Annotated in this window: 17 protein-coding genes; 4 read left to right on the forward strand and 13 right to left on the reverse strand. The window is 61.9% G+C overall.

Annotation, left to right across the window (positions count from 1 at the left end; all coding sequences use genetic code 11):
* Positions 1-226 precede the first annotated feature (226 nt).
* Complete coding sequence (locus tag ACESL9_RS01120) at positions 227-1,459, forward strand: MFS transporter (RefSeq protein ID WP_372610652.1); 1,233 nt, start codon at positions 227-229, stop codon at positions 1,457-1,459.
* A 24-nt stretch (positions 1,460-1,483) separates the two neighbouring features.
* On the opposite strand, the gene ACESL9_RS01125 is transcribed toward ACESL9_RS01120, so the two are convergent.
* From ACESL9_RS01125 to ACESL9_RS01180, 12 genes are all read right to left on the reverse strand, one after another.
* Positions 1,484-2,398 carry an ornithine cyclodeaminase family protein gene (locus ACESL9_RS01125; protein WP_372610654.1) on the reverse strand — a complete coding sequence of 305 codons (915 nt, stop codon included), beginning with the start codon at positions 2,396-2,398 and terminating at the stop codon, positions 1,484-1,486.
* A gap of 63 nt (positions 2,399-2,461) precedes the next feature.
* Positions 2,462-3,430 carry a DMT family transporter gene (locus ACESL9_RS01130; protein WP_372674405.1) on the reverse strand — a complete coding sequence of 323 codons (969 nt, stop codon included), beginning with the start codon at positions 3,428-3,430 and terminating at the stop codon, positions 2,462-2,464.
* 16 nt (positions 3,431-3,446) lie between these two features.
* The gene (locus ACESL9_RS01135) at positions 3,447-3,893 is read right to left on the reverse strand and encodes a YaiI/YqxD family protein (protein ID WP_372610658.1); all 447 of its coding nucleotides are present in this window, start codon (positions 3,891-3,893) and stop codon (positions 3,447-3,449) included.
* Positions 3,890-5,323: a Si-specific NAD(P)(+) transhydrogenase gene (gene sthA, locus ACESL9_RS01140; protein ID WP_372610659.1), complete on the reverse strand. Its 1,434-nt coding sequence runs from the start codon at positions 5,321-5,323 to the stop codon at positions 3,890-3,892. The genes ACESL9_RS01135 and sthA overlap by 4 nt, the downstream gene beginning before the upstream one ends.
* A 1-nt stretch (position 5,324) precedes the next feature.
* Positions 5,325-6,158, reverse strand: a complete 834-nt coding sequence (gene fghA, locus ACESL9_RS01145; protein WP_372610661.1) for an S-formylglutathione hydrolase — start codon at positions 6,156-6,158, stop codon at positions 5,325-5,327.
* 47 nt (positions 6,159-6,205) lie between these two features.
* On the reverse strand, positions 6,206-6,889 hold the full coding sequence (locus ACESL9_RS01150; RefSeq protein ID WP_372610663.1) for a nitroreductase family protein: 684 nt from the start codon (positions 6,887-6,889) through the stop codon (positions 6,206-6,208).
* A 13-nt stretch (positions 6,890-6,902) separates the two neighbouring features.
* Positions 6,903-7,835 carry an AEC family transporter gene (locus ACESL9_RS01155; protein WP_372610665.1) on the reverse strand — a complete coding sequence of 311 codons (933 nt, stop codon included), beginning with the start codon at positions 7,833-7,835 and terminating at the stop codon, positions 6,903-6,905.
* 138 nt (positions 7,836-7,973) lie between these two features.
* Positions 7,974-8,387 (reverse strand): alternative ribosome rescue aminoacyl-tRNA hydrolase ArfB, encoded by a 414-nt coding sequence (gene arfB / locus ACESL9_RS01160; RefSeq protein ID WP_372610667.1) that lies wholly within the window; start codon positions 8,385-8,387, stop codon positions 7,974-7,976.
* Positions 8,388-8,717: 330 nt separating this feature from the next.
* Complete coding sequence (locus tag ACESL9_RS01165; RefSeq protein WP_372610669.1) at positions 8,718-9,356, reverse strand: queuosine precursor transporter; 639 nt, start codon at positions 9,354-9,356, stop codon at positions 8,718-8,720.
* A 76-nt stretch (positions 9,357-9,432) separates the two neighbouring features.
* Positions 9,433-10,323, reverse strand: a complete 891-nt coding sequence (locus ACESL9_RS01170; RefSeq protein WP_372610671.1) for an esterase-like activity of phytase family protein — start codon at positions 10,321-10,323, stop codon at positions 9,433-9,435.
* Positions 10,296-11,114, reverse strand: a complete 819-nt coding sequence (gene mepA / locus ACESL9_RS01175; RefSeq protein WP_372610719.1) for a penicillin-insensitive murein endopeptidase — start codon at positions 11,112-11,114, stop codon at positions 10,296-10,298. Before mepA ends, ACESL9_RS01170 begins: the two co-directional genes overlap by 28 nt.
* Positions 11,115-11,137: 23 nt before the next feature.
* Positions 11,138-12,529: an MFS transporter gene (locus ACESL9_RS01180; protein ID WP_372610673.1), complete on the reverse strand. Its 1,392-nt coding sequence runs from the start codon at positions 12,527-12,529 to the stop codon at positions 11,138-11,140.
* A 158-nt stretch (positions 12,530-12,687) separates the two neighbouring features.
* On the opposite strand from ACESL9_RS01180, the gene ACESL9_RS01185 reads away from it, so the two are divergent.
* The 3 genes from ACESL9_RS01185 (at position 12,688) to yaaA (ending at position 15,902) form a co-directional block, all read left to right on the forward strand.
* A complete protein-coding gene (locus tag ACESL9_RS01185) occupies positions 12,688-12,972 on the forward strand; it encodes a YggT family protein (protein ID WP_111362730.1) in 285 nt (94 codons plus the stop codon).
* 82 nt (positions 12,973-13,054) lie between these two features.
* On the forward strand, positions 13,055-15,094 hold the full coding sequence (gene recQ / locus ACESL9_RS01190; RefSeq protein WP_372674406.1) for a DNA helicase RecQ: 2,040 nt from the start codon (positions 13,055-13,057) through the stop codon (positions 15,092-15,094).
* 34 nt (positions 15,095-15,128) lie between these two features.
* The gene (gene yaaA, locus ACESL9_RS01195) at positions 15,129-15,902 is read left to right on the forward strand and encodes a peroxide stress protein YaaA (RefSeq protein WP_372610677.1); all 774 of its coding nucleotides are present in this window, start codon (positions 15,129-15,131) and stop codon (positions 15,900-15,902) included.
* Here the strand turns inward: yaaA and ACESL9_RS01200 are convergent.
* Positions 15,887-18,088 carry a response regulator gene (locus tag ACESL9_RS01200; RefSeq protein WP_372674407.1) on the reverse strand — a complete coding sequence of 734 codons (2,202 nt, stop codon included), beginning with the start codon at positions 18,086-18,088 and terminating at the stop codon, positions 15,887-15,889. The two genes, yaaA and ACESL9_RS01200, sit on opposite strands and share 16 nt — an antisense overlap.

The following is an 18,088-nucleotide window of genomic DNA, read 5'->3' on the forward strand; positions in this document are numbered from 1 at the left end:
TCGCGGCCTTGTGCGTGCGCAGGCGGTCGGGCAGGGGGCCGTTGCGTTAACCTCTCTGGCGGCCCGAGGACACGCCCGCGCAGGTCATACGCCTGGCAGCCGGGCAGCAGCCGGGAATCACCCCCCCCTTTTTCGGCCTGGCAGCGGTGTTAACCGTTCACGTTAGCGGCCGAATTGACGCCATCCCCGGAACGGCTAAAGTCACGCCGCGATCAGGAGAGTCTCGATGCCCAAATCCGCCCCCCTGATGACCCCCGTCCTTATGGCGGGATGTGTCATCATATTGATTTCATTCGCCATTCGGGCGAGTTTCGGCGTCTTTCAAATTCCCATCGCCGAAGAATTCGGCTGGGCGCGGGCCGAGTTTTCCATGGCCATCGCCCTCCAGAACCTGTTCTGGGGCATCGGTCAGCCCATTTTCGGCGCCATTGCCGAAAAGATCGGCGACCGCAAGGCCATCATCCTCGGCGCCCTCACCTATGCTTTGGGCCTTGTTCTGAGCGCTTTCGCGGTTTCGCCGACTGCCCATCAACTCTATGAAATCCTTGTCGGATTCGGCATCGCGGGTACCGGGTTCGGGGTCATCCTCGCGGTGGTGGGACGGGCCAGTTCCGATGCCAACCGCTCGATGTCGCTCGCGATTGCCACCGCTGCGGGATCGGCCGGGCAGGTGATCGGTGCCCCCACCGCCGAATGGCTTTTGACCTGGTTTCCGTGGCAAAGCGTTTTCCTGATCTTCGCCGCCACGATCCTCGCCGCCCTCATGGTCCTGCCGATGATGCGCGCGCCCCAACCCGCGAGCCGCGCCGAGTTGCAGGAGAGCATGGGGCAGATCCTTGGAAAGGCGTTCCGCGACCCGTCCTATACCCTTATTTTCCTGGGCTTTTTCTCCTGCGGCTATCAGCTCGCCTTCGTCACCGCGCATTTCCCCGCCTTCGTGACCGAGATGTGCGGCCCGATCACCTCGGGCGGTATCCTGCACAACATGGGCATCACCACGACCTCGCGGCTGGGTGCCGCGGCCATCGCGCTTATCGGCCTGGCCAATATCGCAGGCACGCTCGTCGCTGGCTGGTTGGGCAACCGCTACTCGAAAAAATACCTTCTGGCAGGGATTTACACCGGCCGCACCCTCATTGCCGCCGCCTTCATCCTGACGCCGATGACCCCCGCCACGGTGCTGCTGTTCTCGGTCACGATGGGCGCGCTCTGGCTCGCGACGGTGCCGCTCACCTCAGGTCTCATCGCCCATCTTTACGGTTTGCGCTACATGGGCACTCTGTACGGCATCGTCTTCTTTTCGCACCAGCTGGGCAGTTTCTTGGGCGTCTGGCTGGGTGGACGGATGTATGACCTTTACGGCAGCTACACCGCCGTCTGGTGGGTCGGCGTCGGCGTCGGCGCGTTCTCGGCCATCGTCCATCTCCCGGTCAAGGAGCGCCGCCTCGTCCCCGCGTAACCTGGCAAAACGCGGCGCCGGGTGTCACCCCGCCCGCCATGCATCAAGTATATAGCGGCTCGTCATCAGGTCGAGATGCGCACCGCCGCCATTCTTGAAGAGCGTGATCTCGTCCTCCGAGTTGCGGGTGAATTTCTCCATCTCATAATAATCGGCCACGAGGTCCGCGCGCCGGACCGCACCAGATTCCAGGGGGATCCTGATCTCGCCGATATGGCCGACCGTGGTGTCGAAACTGTCCACGAAGACCCGCGCGCGTTGGAGCGCGGCATCGTCCACCTCGCGCATGTCGGGGCGATAGGCGCCGATGAGGTCGATATGCTGACCGGGGCGGAACCACTCACCGCGAAGCAGGGGGTCTGTCGACATCGTGGCCGATGTGACGATATCGGCCTCGGCAACCGCAGCCTCCAGATCGTCGGCCACCCGCATCCCGGGATACTCGGCGGCCATCTTCTCGGCATTTTCCCGGGTGCGGTTCCAGACGGTGAATTCGGCCCCGGGAAAGCCCGCGCCATAGGCTTCGCGCAGTGACCGGCCCACCGTGCCTGCCCCCACGATAAGCACCTTTCGGCTGTCCTTGCGCGCCAGTTTCATCGCGGCGAGAAGGCTGTCGCCCGCGGTCTTCCACTTGGTCACGAGGTGGAAATCCACGATCGCCTCGAATCGCCCGTCGGCATCGTCGTAAAGGTTCACCGCGCCGCCGATCATCGGCTTGCCCTTGACCGGATTGCCCGGAAAGATCGTGGCGCTTTTCACTGCGATCCCCATCCCGTCGATCCATGCTGCCCGGCTCAAAAGCGTGTCCGGATCACGATAGAGAAACGTATCCCCGATCTCGGCCTTGGGCCGCTTGTGCCCCCCCTCGAAGGCCCGGGTCAGCCCCACCCAATCGAGCAGTTTCTCGCCCTCAACAAAAGGGATCATCGTCACGTCCATCGGCTCGCTCCCATTCCTGTTTCATCCAGACTAACGACCGGCACCGTGAGGTCAAACCCCTGCTCAGCGGCGGTATTTCGGCCCCTTGGTGGCCATGTCATCGTCGGATTCGGCCTCGCGCCACAGCAGGAACAGGCCCGAGCCCACGATCATCGCGATCCCCAGCCACGCGCTTGGTGCGGGCCATTCGCCAAAGATCGTCAGACCCCAGATCACCGCCATCGGCATGGCCACGTATTCGAACGGCGCGACAAAGGCCGCCTCGCTCATCCGGTAGGCCTGGGAGATGAAATAGCCGCCCGCCACGCTGGTCAGGCCAATTACCGTCAAGATCGCGTAATCCTCCACCGCAGGCACGCCCCAGGCGCGGGTGAGGAACTCCAGCGAGGGGTCGGCACTTCCCGCAAACCGCCCGTCACCGATGGCCAGGCCGAACGCCGCGCTGGTCACGATGAAGGTGAACTGGATATAGAATGCCATCGTCGCCGCGCTCTCGGTCGCGCCGATCTTGCGGGTCAGCGTGTGCAGCGTGGCATAAAGGATCGCCGCGAGAATCGGCAGGAGCGAAGCCAGTTGAAACGCCGAAGTGCCGGGCTTGACGATCACCATCACCCCCGCGAAGCCAAGGAAAACCGCCGTCCAGCGGCGCGGCCCCACATGCTCGCCCAGGAAGATCACCGAGAACACCGTGATGACCAGCGGCGAAATGAAGAAGATCGCCACCGCATCGGCAATCGGCAAGGCCGCCAGCCCAAGGAAAAACGACATGTTGGCCAGAACCACGCAAAACCCGCGGATGAGGTGAATACCCGGGCGCCTGGTCTTCATCACCCGCCAGCCCCCGCTCAGCGGCATGATCACAAGCAGGAACACCACCGTCCCGATCAGCGACCGGATCAACACCACCTGGTGCAGCGCGTAGTCGCCCGACAGGAACTTGATTCCCACATCGTTGACCGAAAAGCACATCACAGCAAAGGCCGCGCAAAGCGCACCGATCAGGTTGCCCCGTTTCATCGCAGCGGTTGCCATGGATTCCCTCTCGCGGTCAGCCCCGCGACAATGCCCGCAGGGTCGTTTCCAACGCGTCGAGAAAACGCGACCTGTCGGTCTTTGTAAACCCTTTGCCGCCGCCCTGGCGAAACGGATCCGCGGCGCGCAGATCGCTCATCAGGTCGCGCATCGCCAGCGCCTCGCGCACATTGGCCTGGGTCAGCCGCTCGCCATTGTGCTTGAGCACCACGGCCCCCGCCTCGACGCATTTCGCGGCCAGGGGAATGTCGCCGGTGATCACCACGTCGCCCGGCCCGGCGCGCTCGGCGATCCAAATATCGGCAATATCCGGTCCCTCGGGCACGATCACTGTTTCGACCAGCGGGTTCTGCGACGGCCGCAAGCCGCCGTTCGACACGATGAACATGCGCAGCCCGTGACGGGTTGCCACCTTCTCTACCTCGGCCTTGACCGGGCAGGCATCGGCATCGACATAGATCACGCGCCCTTGCCCGCCTTGTTCTTCTTCACCTTGTATTCCTCAGGGATAGGCATCCGGTTGAACGCGTCGAGCCCGGCGATCTTGTAGGCTTCGGCGAGGGTCGGATAGTTGAACGTGTTCTGCACGAAATAATCCACCGTGCCCTTGAGGTTGAGAACTGCCTGCGCAATGTGGATCAACTCGGTTGCGCCTTCGCCCACGATCTGCACTCCCAGAACCCGCCGGGTTTTCAGGGAGAACAGCATCTTGAGCATACCGTGTTCCAGCCCCATGATATGGCCGCGGCTGGTCTCGCGAAACCGCGCGATGCCGACCTCGTAGGGAATGCCCCGCTCCTGCATCTCTTCTTCCGACATGCCGCAGGTCGAGATTTCCGGAACCGAGTAGATGCCATAGGGGAACCACGGGCTTTCGGGTAGCGTCGGCGTATCGAGCGCATGGCACGCCGCCACCCGTCCCTGCTGAAGCGAGGTCGAGGCAAGGCTGGGATGCCCGATCACGTCCCCCGCGGCATAGATATGCGGCACGGCGGTCTGATAGGTCTTGCGATCCACTTCGAGCCGCCCGCGATGGTCGGTCTCAACCCCCACCGCGTCGAGGCCAAGCCGGTTCGTCGCCCCCATCCGCCCGGCCGCGAAGAGAAGCATTTCGGCGCGCACGTGGCGCCCGTTTTCAAGCGTGACCTCGACATGCTCGTCTGCATCCTCGATCGTTCCGATCGGCGATCCAAGCCGCAGATCGACCCCGTTCTCGCGGATCTGGTGGGTGAAATCCTCGATCAGCCGCTTGTCGATGAAATCGAGGAACGTGTCGCGCGGCTCGATCAGGGTCACGCGCACGTCGAGGGCTGCGAACATCGTGGCATATTCCACCCCGATCACCCCGGCCCCCACGACGACAAGGCTGCGCGGGATCTTGGCCAGCTCGAGAAACTCGTCGCTGTCGAGCACGCTGTGCCCGTTGAACGGCACGTTCTCGGGCCGAAAGGTCCTGGTGCCGGTCGCGATCAGGAACTTGTCGGCCGTCAGCCGCCGCACCTCGCCCGCCTCGGTCGCGACTTCGATTTCATGCGCGCCGACGAACCGTGCGAACCCGTTGAGCACATCGACATGGTTGCGGTTGAACTGGTGCTCCAGCACATCCACCTCGTGATCGAGCGTCATGTGCAGCCGCGCCTTGAGATCGCCCGCCCCGATATCCTCCTTGACGCGATAGGATCGCCCGTAAAAGCTCCGTTCGCGCCAGCCCGACAGGTTCAGAACCGTCTCGCGCAGGGTTTTCGACGGGATCGTGCCGGTATGCACCGACACGCCGCCCAGGCGGTCCTTTCGATCGACGACCAGCACCCGGCGTTTCAGTTTTCCGGCCTGTATGGCCGCCGCACGGCCCGCCGGACCCGAACCGATGATGATCAGGTCATAATCGCGCATCTCACCTCGCATAGAGAGACTCGGCGTGAAATGTCACGTGATCCTCCATGAAGGAAGAGACGAAGAAATAGCTGTGATCATATCCTGGTTGCAACCGCATCACCGCCTGCTGGCGCCGCTCGGCCACCGCCTGCGCGAAGGCTTCGGGCTTGAGAAGGTCGATGAACTGGTCATCCGTGCCGGTGTCGATCAGCATCGGCCCGTCGAAACCATGTTCGCGCATCATCAGCGTCGCGTCGTGACGCCGCCAATTGCCCTCGTCCTCGCCCAGATAGGCGCTGAGTTGCTTGCGGCCCCAGTCGCTGGCCGTGGGATGCACAATCGGCGCGAAACCCGACACCGAGCGGAACCGCCCCGGCAGACCCATCGCCAGCGTGAGCGCGCCATGCCCGCCCATCGAATGGCCGGTGATCGCCTGCCGCTCCATGTCGAGCGCGAAATTGTCGCCCAGAAGCTGCGGCAATTCCTCGGCCACGTAATCCCACATCCGGTAATGCGGTGCCCACGGGCTTTCGGTCGCGTTCACGTAGAACCCCGCCCCCATGCCGAGGTCGTAGCTTTCGTCATCGGCCACCCCCTCGCCCCGCGGACTGGTGTCGGGAAAGACCAGCGCGATGCCCTGCTCGGCGGCCCATCCCTGCGCCCCGGCCTTGACCATCGCGTTCTCGTGGGTGCAGGTCAGGCCCGAAAGATACCACAATACCGGCACCGGGCCGTCCTGTGCCTCCTCCGGCAGGAAAAGGCCAAAGGTCATCGGGCAACCACAGGCCTCGGACCCGTGGGTATAGACCCCTTGCGTGCCGCCAAAGCACCTGTTTTCCGATATCGTTTCCATCTTGCTCTCCCGTCCTGTTCAGGCTCGCGTCCGGCCGGGGGCCGGGCTCACCTATCCATGAATGTCGCTATTTCTGACAGCTGCTTTTTCATCAGCGCCTTCTCCGGCACGGTTGCGTCATCCGCCGGATGCCCGACCGCCACGATCATGACCGGCTTTTCATGCGCGGGCTGGTCGCAGATGTCGGTCAGGAATTTCATCGGGTTGGGCGTATGCGTCAGCGTGGCAAGCCCCGCCCGGTGCAATGCCGCGATCAGGAACCCGCTGGCGATGCCCACGCTTTCGGGAACATAGTAGTGCTTGAACCTCGTGCCATCCGGTCGCTCGCCCCAGCGCTGGGCGAAGACCACGATCAACCACGGCGCCAGCTCAAGATGCGGTTTCGACACCCCTGTTCCGATGGGTTCGAGCGCGGCAAGCCATTCGTCGCCCGCGCCCCCGGCGTAGAACCGTGCCTCCTCTTCCTCCGCCGCCGTGCGGATCTTCGCCTTCACCCCCGGATCGGCAATCGCCACGAAATGCCACGGCTGATGGTTCGCTCCGCTCGGGGCCAGCCCGGCGGTCGCGATGCAATCCTCGATCACCGACCGCGCCACCGGCCGGGTCGAGAAATCGCGGATCGTGTGGCGCCGGGCCATCTCGGCCCGGAACGCCCCGGCCCGTGCGGCAATCTCGTCATCGGGGCGATCCACCCAATCGGGCAGCGGCAACGGTCTGTAGTCTTCGGCCATTGCGGGCCTCCTCTCAGTATAGCTGCATCACCCATGCCATGATCGCCGACACGGTCAAGACGCTGAACGCGGTCGAAAACAGGATCGACGCCGACACCCGGTGCGGCGCGACCCCGTAATGCTGGGCCAGGATGAAAATGTTGCCCGCGACCGGCAGCGATGCACAGGCAATCATCACCGCCGCCGGATAGGGATCGAGCGGAAAGAGAAAGAGGGCCGAAAACGCGATGATGGCCGGGTGCAGCACCAGCTTGGCAAAGCTGAGCCAGCCCGCAACCACCATCCGCTCGGCCGACTTGCTGGCCAGCGACGCCCCGATCGCAAAGAGCGCGCCCGGCGTCGCTGCCGCGCCCAGAATGGTCACGAACTCCTCCAGCGGGGTCGGGATCGGTATTTCCAGCCCCGCCCATGTCAGCCCCAGAACGATCGACATGATCATCGGATTCTTGAGCAGCCCAAGCCCCACCGTGCGCAGGATTCCCAGCCGCATCCGCCCGTCACGCCCCCCGGTGATCAGGATCACGACAAGCGAGCCGAACACGATCAGGTCCATCGACAGGACAAGCATCACCGGCCCGATCGCCTCTTGCCCCATCAAGAGCGCAAGCATCGGCACACCCAGGAACCCGACATTGCCGATCACCGCGCATTGCGCCTCGATCGACGCTTCTTCGAGGCCCCGCCCGCGCAGGAACGCCACCGCCATCGCGATCCCGTAAACGAATCCGCTTCCCCAAAGGTAAGCCGCGATGAAACGCCAGTCGATCAGCTCCGACAGGCTCAGGTTGGCCGAGAACCGGAACAGCATCGCCGACAGTGCGAAATAGAACACGAACTTGGTCAGGTAGGCGGTCGCCTCTTCCGTGAAAAACCGTGTTTTCCCGGCGCCATAGCCCACACCGATCAGCGCAAAGAACGGCAGGGTCTTTAGGAAGATGTCGAGCATGAAGGCCGTCCCGTGGCATGTTGCGCTTGATCCGCGTGGATGGGCCTTACCAAGTATTCGCGGGCTGCCCAAGGCCCTGTCTGGCCATGTTCGCGCAGGTGGCGGACATGCCAGGGCGTTTCGTGGGCAACGCCCGCTCTATACGCGCCCCCGCAATCGTTTTACTTCGCTGCGCTCCTTTTTCGCCTTGATCCGCCTCTCCTTCGAACCCTTTGTCGGTTTCGTGGGGATACGCCGCTTGGGGGCGACGAGCGCCTTTCCGATCAGCTCCGCCAGCCGCTCGCGTGCAATCTCGCGGTTGCGGGCCTGGTGGCGGGTTTCTTCGACCCGGATCACCACCGCGCCGTCGCCCGTCCATCGCCGCCCCGCCAGCCGCTTCAACCGCCGCTTCACCGCCTCGGGCAGATGGGGCGAGCGGGCGGCCTCGAAACGCAACTCGACTGCGGTTTCCACCTTGTTGACATTCTGGCCGCCCGGGCCGGAGGATCGGCTGAACGTCTCGGTCAGTTCCCAGTCTTCGAGCGTGATCTGATCGTTGATGGTTAACGGCATTCTCGCGTTTCCGGCGGCAGCCGGGGGGTGCACGGATGTCAGCCGGATGTCACCCCCCGATTTCGGGGTGTTGCGTGCGAGCGTAAACGCCCCGCGCGCAATCGAAAAGGGCCGCTTCCACACAGGAAACGGCCCTTCGAGATTTAAGGAGGTGCTCTGGTTAGGCGAACACCAATCCGGGATCGTCACGACCCGAGGGCTGCCTCAGGTGATCCTCTCCCGCACTGTTCCAAAGCCTTTCTCCATGATCTCAATAGACACAAGAGCACCTCCTTTCTTTGGTTTCCGTTGACCTCAGATTGCCACAGGTTGTGGATAAGTCAAACGAAATCACGAGATACGGGGTGAAACTTGTGTGACAATGATGCGAAAAGGGGCAAGCGCGATCAGCGCGAGCGCCAGCTTGACCAGCCAGTCGGCAAAGGCCAGCGAGACCCAGAGCGGTGCTTCGGCGCCCAGCGTCATGAAGGGTGCCGTCTCCCAGGCCCAGCTCACCGCCGAATCGGCCGCCTCGCCGAACGAGATCGAGGCCGAGAAGGCGATGCTGAAGAAAAGCGCCGTATCCAGCGCCGACCCCACCAGCGTTGACACCAAGGGCGCCCTCCACCACTCGCCACGCACGCGGTTAAATACAGCAACATCAGTAAGTTGCGCGACCAGAAACGCGGTGCCTGACGCCACCGCGACACGTAGTGGCACGGCAGAATACTCGTAACCGTCGCCCTGCAACATGATCTGCGAGCCGATGAGCGAACAGATGACACCGGTCACGAAACCGGCCAGGACGACCCGCCGTGCGGGTCCGGGTCCATAGACCCGGTTCATGATGTCGGTGACGAGAAAGGCAAACGGATAGGTAAAGGCCCCCCAGGTCAGCAACCCGTCGAGAACGAGAAACTGAACGAGGACGTTGGAAGCCACGACAATGGTGGCCATGGCAAGAATACCGGGAAGGTGCGTGCGATTCATATCAGGTTAAGCCCGTTTTGACATGGTTGCGGCGACATGGTTCCCCCTCGCGGGAAACAGGTGGCGTTTACGGGGTTCACCGGCGAATGGCAAGCTCTGACGGAACCCTGTATTCAACGATCTCGGTGCGTTGCAGGAAAAGGAAGTTGTCGTCGGAAATCATCGTCAGGCGGATATGACCATCCTTGTCGCGCCATGTGGCAATCCCTTCGAGATTGTCATGACGCCCGACGGGTGAGCGGAATACCTCGTCATCTCTCCAGGTTCCGGCAGTTTCGGTCACGCGCCGCACGCGCGAGCGGAAGCCATATCCGGAAAAGGCCCGTTCCAGAACATAAAGCGCACCATCAGGGCCAAAAGACGCGCCAGCGGGGACAAAGCCGCCGACGGGTTTCAACGTGGTGACGATCGACCATTCCGAACCCTCAAGGCGATAGACGGGAAAGGCCCGGTCACGCAGAAATCGCTCGGGAATGGCATGAAGCCGTCCCATCGCGTCCATGGCCAGCGCCTCGAGCCCGCCATTGCGTGGGAAAAGCCGAAAATCGGGATGGGCGGGCAAGCGAAGGATGGCGCCAGCACGCTCAAGATGTATGGTGCGATGATTCTGCTCATACGAAATATAGAGCCCATTGCGCCCTGTCACGACGGCCTCCGCGTCATTCTTGCGCTTGCTGTCGGTTTGAGATGGGTTGATCGGGGCAAAATGATCGAGCCTGACGCGGGTGATCCGTTCACCGTCGCGGATCAGAACCCCGCGGGCAAGAAAGCCACGATCCGTCACGGCAACGAAATCACGTCCGTTCGGCGCGATGTCGAGGCCCGAAAATCCACCGAATCCCGATAGTTCCTCCTGCCAGATATGGCTGGCCACATACGTCTCGGGGAACGGCTTTCCGACCGAACCGGTGAGTGTCGAAATGACCAGAAGGATCGCACCTATGGCGATTGCAGGACGCCAGCGCATTGCCGAGGCAGATCAGCGAGAACATATTCCCGCGGTTTCGTCGGTTTCGGTGCATTCGGATCGGGTGGCGGCGGATCGAGGATGTTGTTGACCCATTCCTGGGCCTCGGCGCAGCCGTGACCTCGCGGTGGCGGGCTCTGGTTTTCGCAACCATGCATACCCCGCGGGCAGGCGAGTCGGACATGGAAATGATAGTGATGCCCCCACCAGGGCCGCACCTTGCGCAGCCATGCGCGGTTGCCGCGCTCATCCTTGCACATCTGCACCTTTGCTCCCGGAAAGACGAATATCCGCGCCACCCGACGATCGGATGCGGCGGCCTTGATGATCTCGTGATGCGCGCGGGTCCAGTTCTGGTTCACAAACGCCCCGTTCGCATGCCGCAACGAGATCGAGGAGAGCGACTCCCGCTCCGCCCGGGACAGGTTGAGCCGTTGGGCGGGCAGCATCCAGAAATCCATATCGAGGCCGATCTGGTGACTGCGATGCCCCGACAGCATCGGCCCGCCACGCGGTTGGCTGATATCGCCGACATAGATCCCGTTCCACCCCGGCTGGCGGGCCGCGGCACGGCTCAGGTCCTTTATGAAATCAATGGCTTCCGGGTGACCCCAGTTGCGGTTGCGCGACAGCCGCATCGCCTGCCAGGTGGGGCCGGTCTCGGGCAGTTGCACCCCGCCGGCAAGACAGCCCTTGGCATATCCCCCGAAGGCAGCCGGAGAGTGCCGCGACGGCCCACTCTTGGATCCGAACAGCTGTTTGGCAAGCGGGTCCGCCGCCTGAGCGGGCATGGTGAAGCCGAGCAAAAGACCAATCACGAATGTGGCAAAACGGACCATGTTTCCTTGTCTCCCCTGGCGTTGACCCAGCGTAGCATGATCAGGCCGACCAGGAACAGCAGGATGATCGGCGCGATACCAAGTCGCGCGCTTTGGGTGATGGTCGTGGCAACACCGATAAGCGCGGGTGCCAGGAATGCCGTCGCCCGTCCCGACAGGCCATAGAGCCCGAAACTTTCTGTCGGTGCGATCGGGTCGGTGTGGCGTGCCATGAGCGTGCGGGAGGCCGCCTGCAACATGCCACCCATGCCGCCGATCAACACACCACATCCAAAGAATACGATGTCCGGAAGGCTGGACCCCTCTGTCAGGGGAATGCCGAAAATCTGCTCTCTCGACATGCCCACAATGACCGTGCAGACAACGATAAGTGTCCAGATCGCCATGATGATCACGGGCTTGGGCCCCAAGCGCTTGTCGATCTTGCCGCCAATCCAACTGAACGCCGCCGCTGAAATCACGCCGACGATGCCGAAAACACCGATCATGGTCAGGTCCCAGTTCAGCACCAGCTTGGCGTAAACGCCGCCGAACCCGTAAAGCCCGTTCAAGGCATCACGATAGAACATCGAGGACCCCAGGTAGGTCAGCAGGCTCAATCTGTGCCTGAGATTCGCAACGGATTTACGCAACAGCCTCATGGCGCCGGAAAAGCCGGCGTCGATGCGGGGTGTCCTGACGTCCCGGACCCACAGGAAATACGGGATCATGAACACCGCATACCAAAGCGCGGTCAAAGGTCCGACAATACGTGTCCCCTCGTTCTCGGAGGCATCCAGCAGGCCAAGGGCCGGGTCGAGGCCGACCAGGGTCTTTCCGCTACCCTGCTCGACGAAAAAGACCAGCATGATGATCAGTGAGACGAGGCCGCCAAGGTACCCAAAGGCAAAGCCCGATCCCGAGATCTCGCCGACCTGCTGTTCGTCACCCAGCGAAGGAAGCTGCGAATTGATGAAAATCAGCGCATACTCGGCGCCGACGAAACCGACACCGAACGCTACCAGCATCCACCACATGGTCGATCCGTCCGGCATCGTCCACCACAGCGCGGCGGACCCGATCACGTACATGATCGAAAACGCGACGATCCACGGCATGCGCCGACCCTGCGTATCGGCCAGCGCGCCCATGACCGGGGCGCCGATCCCGATGAGAATCCCGGTGATCGTCAGGCAAAGCGACCAGACACTCTGCGCGCGCGCGGCGGCGACCTCGGGGCCGAGGCCGTCGGCAAGAAAGTACTCGGCGGCGACCCCCGCAAAGAATGGCCCGAAGACGAATGTTACAAGAAGTGTATGATACGGCTGGCTGGCCCAGTCGAAAAACCACCATCCCCAGATGCGCTTGCGCGCTGAAATCTCGGCCATGCCCACCCCCGGTTCGACAGGTGAAGTTAGACCGTGAAACGGGCAATGTGGCAAGGTATTCCTGACCTTGACAGGCTGCTAATTTTCGTATGGGCCTTGTTCTTAAACAGGGCGTGACCTAGTTTCACAAGCGTGGCAAAGGAAAGGGTTTTTTCGGCATGATGGCGATCTATGGGCCGTTGGCGTTGATTCTGAACGTCGCATTCTTCATCCTGCTTGCCCATATCATCATGAGCTGGCTGATCAATTTCCAGGTCCTCAACCTGCATCAACCCTTCGTCGCCCAGGTATGGCATGGCCTCAACCGCCTGCTTGAACCGATTTACGACCCGATCCGGCGGATCCTGCCGGATACGCGCCCGCTCGATCTGGCGCCGCTTGTCGTGTTCATCATCATCATATCCCTGCGCGATTTCATTCTGCCCGAGCTTCTCTTGCGCTGAACTGCTCCAGGTCGGGTCTTGTTCATCGCGCCCCGACATGTGAAACACCGGACAAGAGCAGTCTCATCAACACGGGCTTTCAATGTCAGGCGCTGATACGCTTCTGAGCGACGTTTTCGGCTTCGATGCCTTTCGTCCGGGCCAGCAAGAGATCGTCGAGGCGGTCGCGTCCGGGCGCGACGTTCTTGCCATCATGCCCACGGGCGGTGGAAAATCGCTTTGCTTCCAGTTGCCGGCATTGATGCGCGACGGGGTGACCGTTGTCATATCGCCGCTGATCGCGCTGATGCGGGATCAGGTGCGCGCCTTGCGCGAAGCGGGTGTCGAGGCGGGCGCATTGACCAGCGGCAACACCGAAGAGGAAACAGATGCCGTCTGGAACGCGTTGGACAGCAATCGGTTGAAGTTGCTCTACATCGCGCCCGAACGGCTTGCGGCGGGCTCCGCGCTTGGCATGTTGCGGCGGATCGACGTGCGCCTGATCGCGGTTGACGAGGCCCATTGCGTGAGCCAGTGGGGGCATGATTTCCGTCCTGACTACCTCAGGATCGGGGAATTGCGGCACGCACTGGACGTGCCGCTGGCCGCGTTCACGGCCACGGCCGATGCCGAAACCCGCGACGAGATCGTCGAAAGGCTGTTCGGTGGCAAGACCCCCGAGGTTTTCCTGTACGGGTTCGACCGGCCCAATATCCACCTCGCGTTCGCCGCCAAGGACGGTCCACGGCGACAGATCCTCGAATTCGTGGCGGCACGAAAGGGGCAGTCTGGCATCGTCTATTGCGGTACCCGGGCCAAGACCGAAGGTCTGGCGCAGGCATTGCGTGAGGCAGGGCATAATGCCTGTCACTATCATGGCGGGATGGAGGCCGAGGATCGCCGCATTGTCGAGACGCGGTTCGCCCGCGAGGACGGCCTTATCGTGGTTGCGACCGTTGCCTTCGGGATGGGTGTGGACAAGCCCGATATCCGCTGGGTCGCCCATGCCGACCTGCCAAAGTCGATCGAAGCCTATTATCAGGAAATCGGCCGCGCCGGACGTGACGGTGCGCCTGCGGAAACGCTCACCCTGTTCGGCCCTGATGATATCCGTCTGCGCCGAACGCAGATCGACGAGGGCCTCGCCCCGCCGGAACGCCGCTTGGCCGATCATGGTCGGCTCAATGCCCTGCTTGGTCTCGCCGAGGCGATCGAATGTCGGCGAAAGACGCTGTTGTCCTATTTCGGCGAAGGCGCACCTGCTTGTGGACATTGCGATATCTGCGATGCCCCGGCCGAAACCTTTGATGCGACAATCGCGGTGCGCAAGGCGCTTTCCGCGGTTCTGCGAACGGAAGAACGGTATGGTGCGGGACATCTGGTCGATATTCTCCTGGGCAATGCCACGGAAAAGGTGCGCCAGCGCGGTCATGATGCGTTGCCGACCTTCGGCGTGGGCACGGAGTATTCGCGCCCTCAATGGCAGGCGATCTTTCGGCAGATGCTCGGTCACGACCTGCTGCGCCCTGACCCTGATCGGCATGGCGCGCTGCGCCTGACCGAGAAAGCCTTGCCGATCTTGCGTGGTGAAGAGAGCATAACACTCAGACAGGACAGCGTGCGCACCCCCCCGGACAGGCCGACGGTCAAGACATTGGTTTCGGACGAAGATGCACCGCTGCTTTCGGCTCTCAAGGCCAAACGCAGGGCATTGGCCGAGGACGCAGGGGTGCCTGCCTACATCATCTTCAATGATCGCACCCTGATCGAGATGGCCGAAACGCGACCTGACTCTCTGGACGACATGGCGCGGATCGGCGGCGTCGGGGCGAAGAAGCTCGAGCGCTATGGAGTTGAATTCCTGTCGGTCATTCAGGGCGAAGCGACCAGGGTGCATCCGGCGCGGCGCGGGATTGCCGGGCGTGATGCGGGTCGCATCTATGACCGCCTGATGCAGGTGCAAAGCGAACTTGCTCGGGGCCGCAACGGGATCGAGAAGCCCATGACATGCTCGGCATCGCTTCTGGCACGTGTCGCGCAATTGCGCTCGGTCGATGCGCAGGCGATCGAGCGGATCCTGGGGCCAAAGCGCAGTGAACGATTTGGGGCGGCGTTTCTGGAAATCCTCTGCGAGGTGGATTAAGTCCCGGTTCTGGTTGCTTCATTGGGGTTGCAATATGCTTGTCATCGTCTCGCCTGCCAAACGACTGAATGAAAACACGGACCCGAAGTTCGCGTTGACCCGGCCGATCTTTCAGGCCGAGGCTGAATCGCTGGCTTCGATTGCGCGCGAGTTGGGCCCGGCAGACCTGCAAAGGCTCATGGGGATCAGCGAGAAGCTGGCTCTTCTCAACCGGGACAGGTTCAGGGATTTCGGGGCGATGCCGCGATCGGCGGCGGCCTTGATGTTCGACGGAGACACCTATGCCGGGCTCGAGGCCGCGTCGCTGGATCGCGATGAAATGGCCTGGGCGGCCGATCATCTTCGGATTCTGTCGGGGCTCTACGGCCTCTTGCGGCCAACCGACGAGATCGAACCCTACCGGCTCGAAATGGGAAGCAAACTCGCCAACCCGAAGGGAAAGACGCTCTATGACTTCTGGGGTGACCGCATTTCGCGGGCCTTGAATGATCAGGCCCGCGACATCGACACCACGACGCTCGTGAACTGCGCCAGCCAGGAATACTTCGGCGCGGTCGACCGCGGCACGCTCGAACTGCGGATGGTTGAACCCGTTTTCATGGAAATGCGTGCGGGCAAGCCCAGGATCGTGAGTTTCTATGCCAAGAAGGCACGTGGCGCGATGGCGCGCTTCATCGTTCAGAACCGGCTTGTCGATCCCGAGGATCTGAAGGATTTCAGCTCCGGAGGGTATCGTTTCAACGCCGGGATGTCACAGGAGGATCGTTGGGTTTTCCTGCGCGATGAAGATGCTCAGGCGGGTGCCTGAACGTTTTCCGGGATGATCGCGCGCGCGTCATCCGGGCGATACTTGGCGATCATCGAGATGATCTCGACCTTGCGCAGCGGTTTGGTCAGGTAGTGATCGAGACCGGCAGCCAGGATGCCTTCGCGATCACCGTCCATGGCATGGGCCGTCAGGGCAACGATGGGAACGCGGGAAATGCCCTGCCCTTCGATCACACGGATTCTTTCGCTGGCTTCCTTGCCGTCCATCTGGGGCATCGAGATATCCATGAATATCAGGTCAGGGGCAAACTTCTGATAAAGCTCGATGGCTTCAATCCCGTTGCCCGCAAACTTCAAGTCAATGTCGAGTGATTTGAGCATCTTCTCGAAAACCAACTGGTTTGTCTTGTTGTCCTCGGCGGCGAGTATCCGCATTGGCCGGGATTGCGCGCTCGGGGTCGACGCGACGGCTGAAGGTAGACGGTCAACCTGGGGGCGCTGCTCGGCCTCAAGGGCAGCTAGGTGTCGAAGCAGCATCCGCCTTGGCGTCGGTTTGGGCATCACGCCCCGGATAAGGGCGAAAGCCGGATCCTGTTCGGCGGCTCCCGGGTCCGAACTCGCAAGGATGATGGGCAAGTCATCCCGTCGTTCCTTCAGCAGACGGGCAAGTTCGAGCCCGTCCATGCCGGGCATGTTGTGATCGGTCACGATCGCATCAAAGCTGTCGTCGAGCATTTCGAGCGCCTGCGGTCCGTTCTCGACGCAATGCACCTTGAGCCCGAAGGCTTCAATCTGCTTGCCCATGATCAGGCGGTTCACCTCCAGATCATCAACAACCATGATCTTCTTCAGGTGCTCGGGCAAACCTAAAGGTTCTTCTGGGCCCGTGTCATCCGTCTCCAGTGCCAACCTGAACCCGAAACAGGAGCCGACCCCCTCTTCCGAGTCGACCCAGATCGTGCCCCCCATGAGTTTTATGAGCTTCTCGCTGATGGCCAGCCCGAGGCCGGTGCCCTCGAACTGCCGATTTCGCTCGTCTTCAACCTGGTTGAACTCGCCAAATATGTGTTCGACCTTCTCGGCGGCAATACCGATCCCCGTATCCTCGACGGTGATGTGAAGCTGGGTTTCGGTGCTGCCTTCATGTTGCATGCCGACGACGCGGACCAGGACATGCCCCCGGGAAGTGAATTTGACCGCGTTGCCCAAGAGATTGGTCAGGACCTGCCGAATGCGACCGGGATCTCCCACGAACACCGTCGGGAGAAACAGGTCATACTCGACAACCATCTCGATGCTCTTGTCACGGGCCACTGGCTGCAAGAGCAAGACAACCTCGTGAATACAGCGTTCAAGGTCGAACGGTTCAGGATGCAAAACCAGTTTCTCGGCTTCGATCTTGGAGTAGTCCAGAACATCGTTGATAATGACCAGAAGGGCCTCGCCCGAGTTCTTGATCGTATCGACATAGAGTTTTTGTTCCTCGTCAAGCGTCGTGTCACGAAGGAGTTCGGCCATGCCGACGACCCCGTTCATGGGCGTGCGGATCTCGTGACTCATGTTGGCAAGGAACGTGGATTTTGCCCGGTTCGCAGCCTCGGCCCGTTCGCGCGCCTTCTTCAGTTCCTTTTCATATCGCACGGTTTCCGTGATGTTCAGGGCAAGGCTGACGACGTCACCGCCGTGACCTCGCTGATCGATCAGCTTGATGTACTGGCCGTTCCACAACCGGATCACCGTGGGATCGGGCGAAGGCGATTGCCAACGCCCGGTCATCATTGCGCGCCAATCCGCGGGAGGGCTGTCGCCCGTATCGACAATACCCTCTTCCGTGAGCAATTGCAGGATGCGAACATAGCTGACCCCGGGCCGGATCTCTTCCAGCCCGTCGAACACCGCAAGATAGGATTTGTTCGCCGCGATCATGAGGCTGTCGACGTCGAAGAAGGCAAAGCCGTCCTGAATGGTCTCGATCGAATGCCACAGTCGGCGCTCGGCAATCTCGACTTTTTCGTGGGCGACCGTCAGGTCGGATTTGACGCGCTGGTTCTCGTCGCGAACGGTTTGGACTTCGGCGCGGGTTTCGACGATCTCATCCGAGAGTTTGCGGGCATGAAGTCCAAGCTTGCGGTTGGCCGCAAACAACTCGGCTTGCTTTTGTTCGAGCAACCGCTCGGCGGCCAGCCTGAGACGCCGTTCCTCGGCGAGTTTGTTTGCCAGGCTCAT

The sequence above is a fragment of the Aquicoccus sp. genome, assembly GCF_041686535.1.
Lineage (GTDB): Bacteria > Pseudomonadota > Alphaproteobacteria > Rhodobacterales > Rhodobacteraceae > Aquicoccus.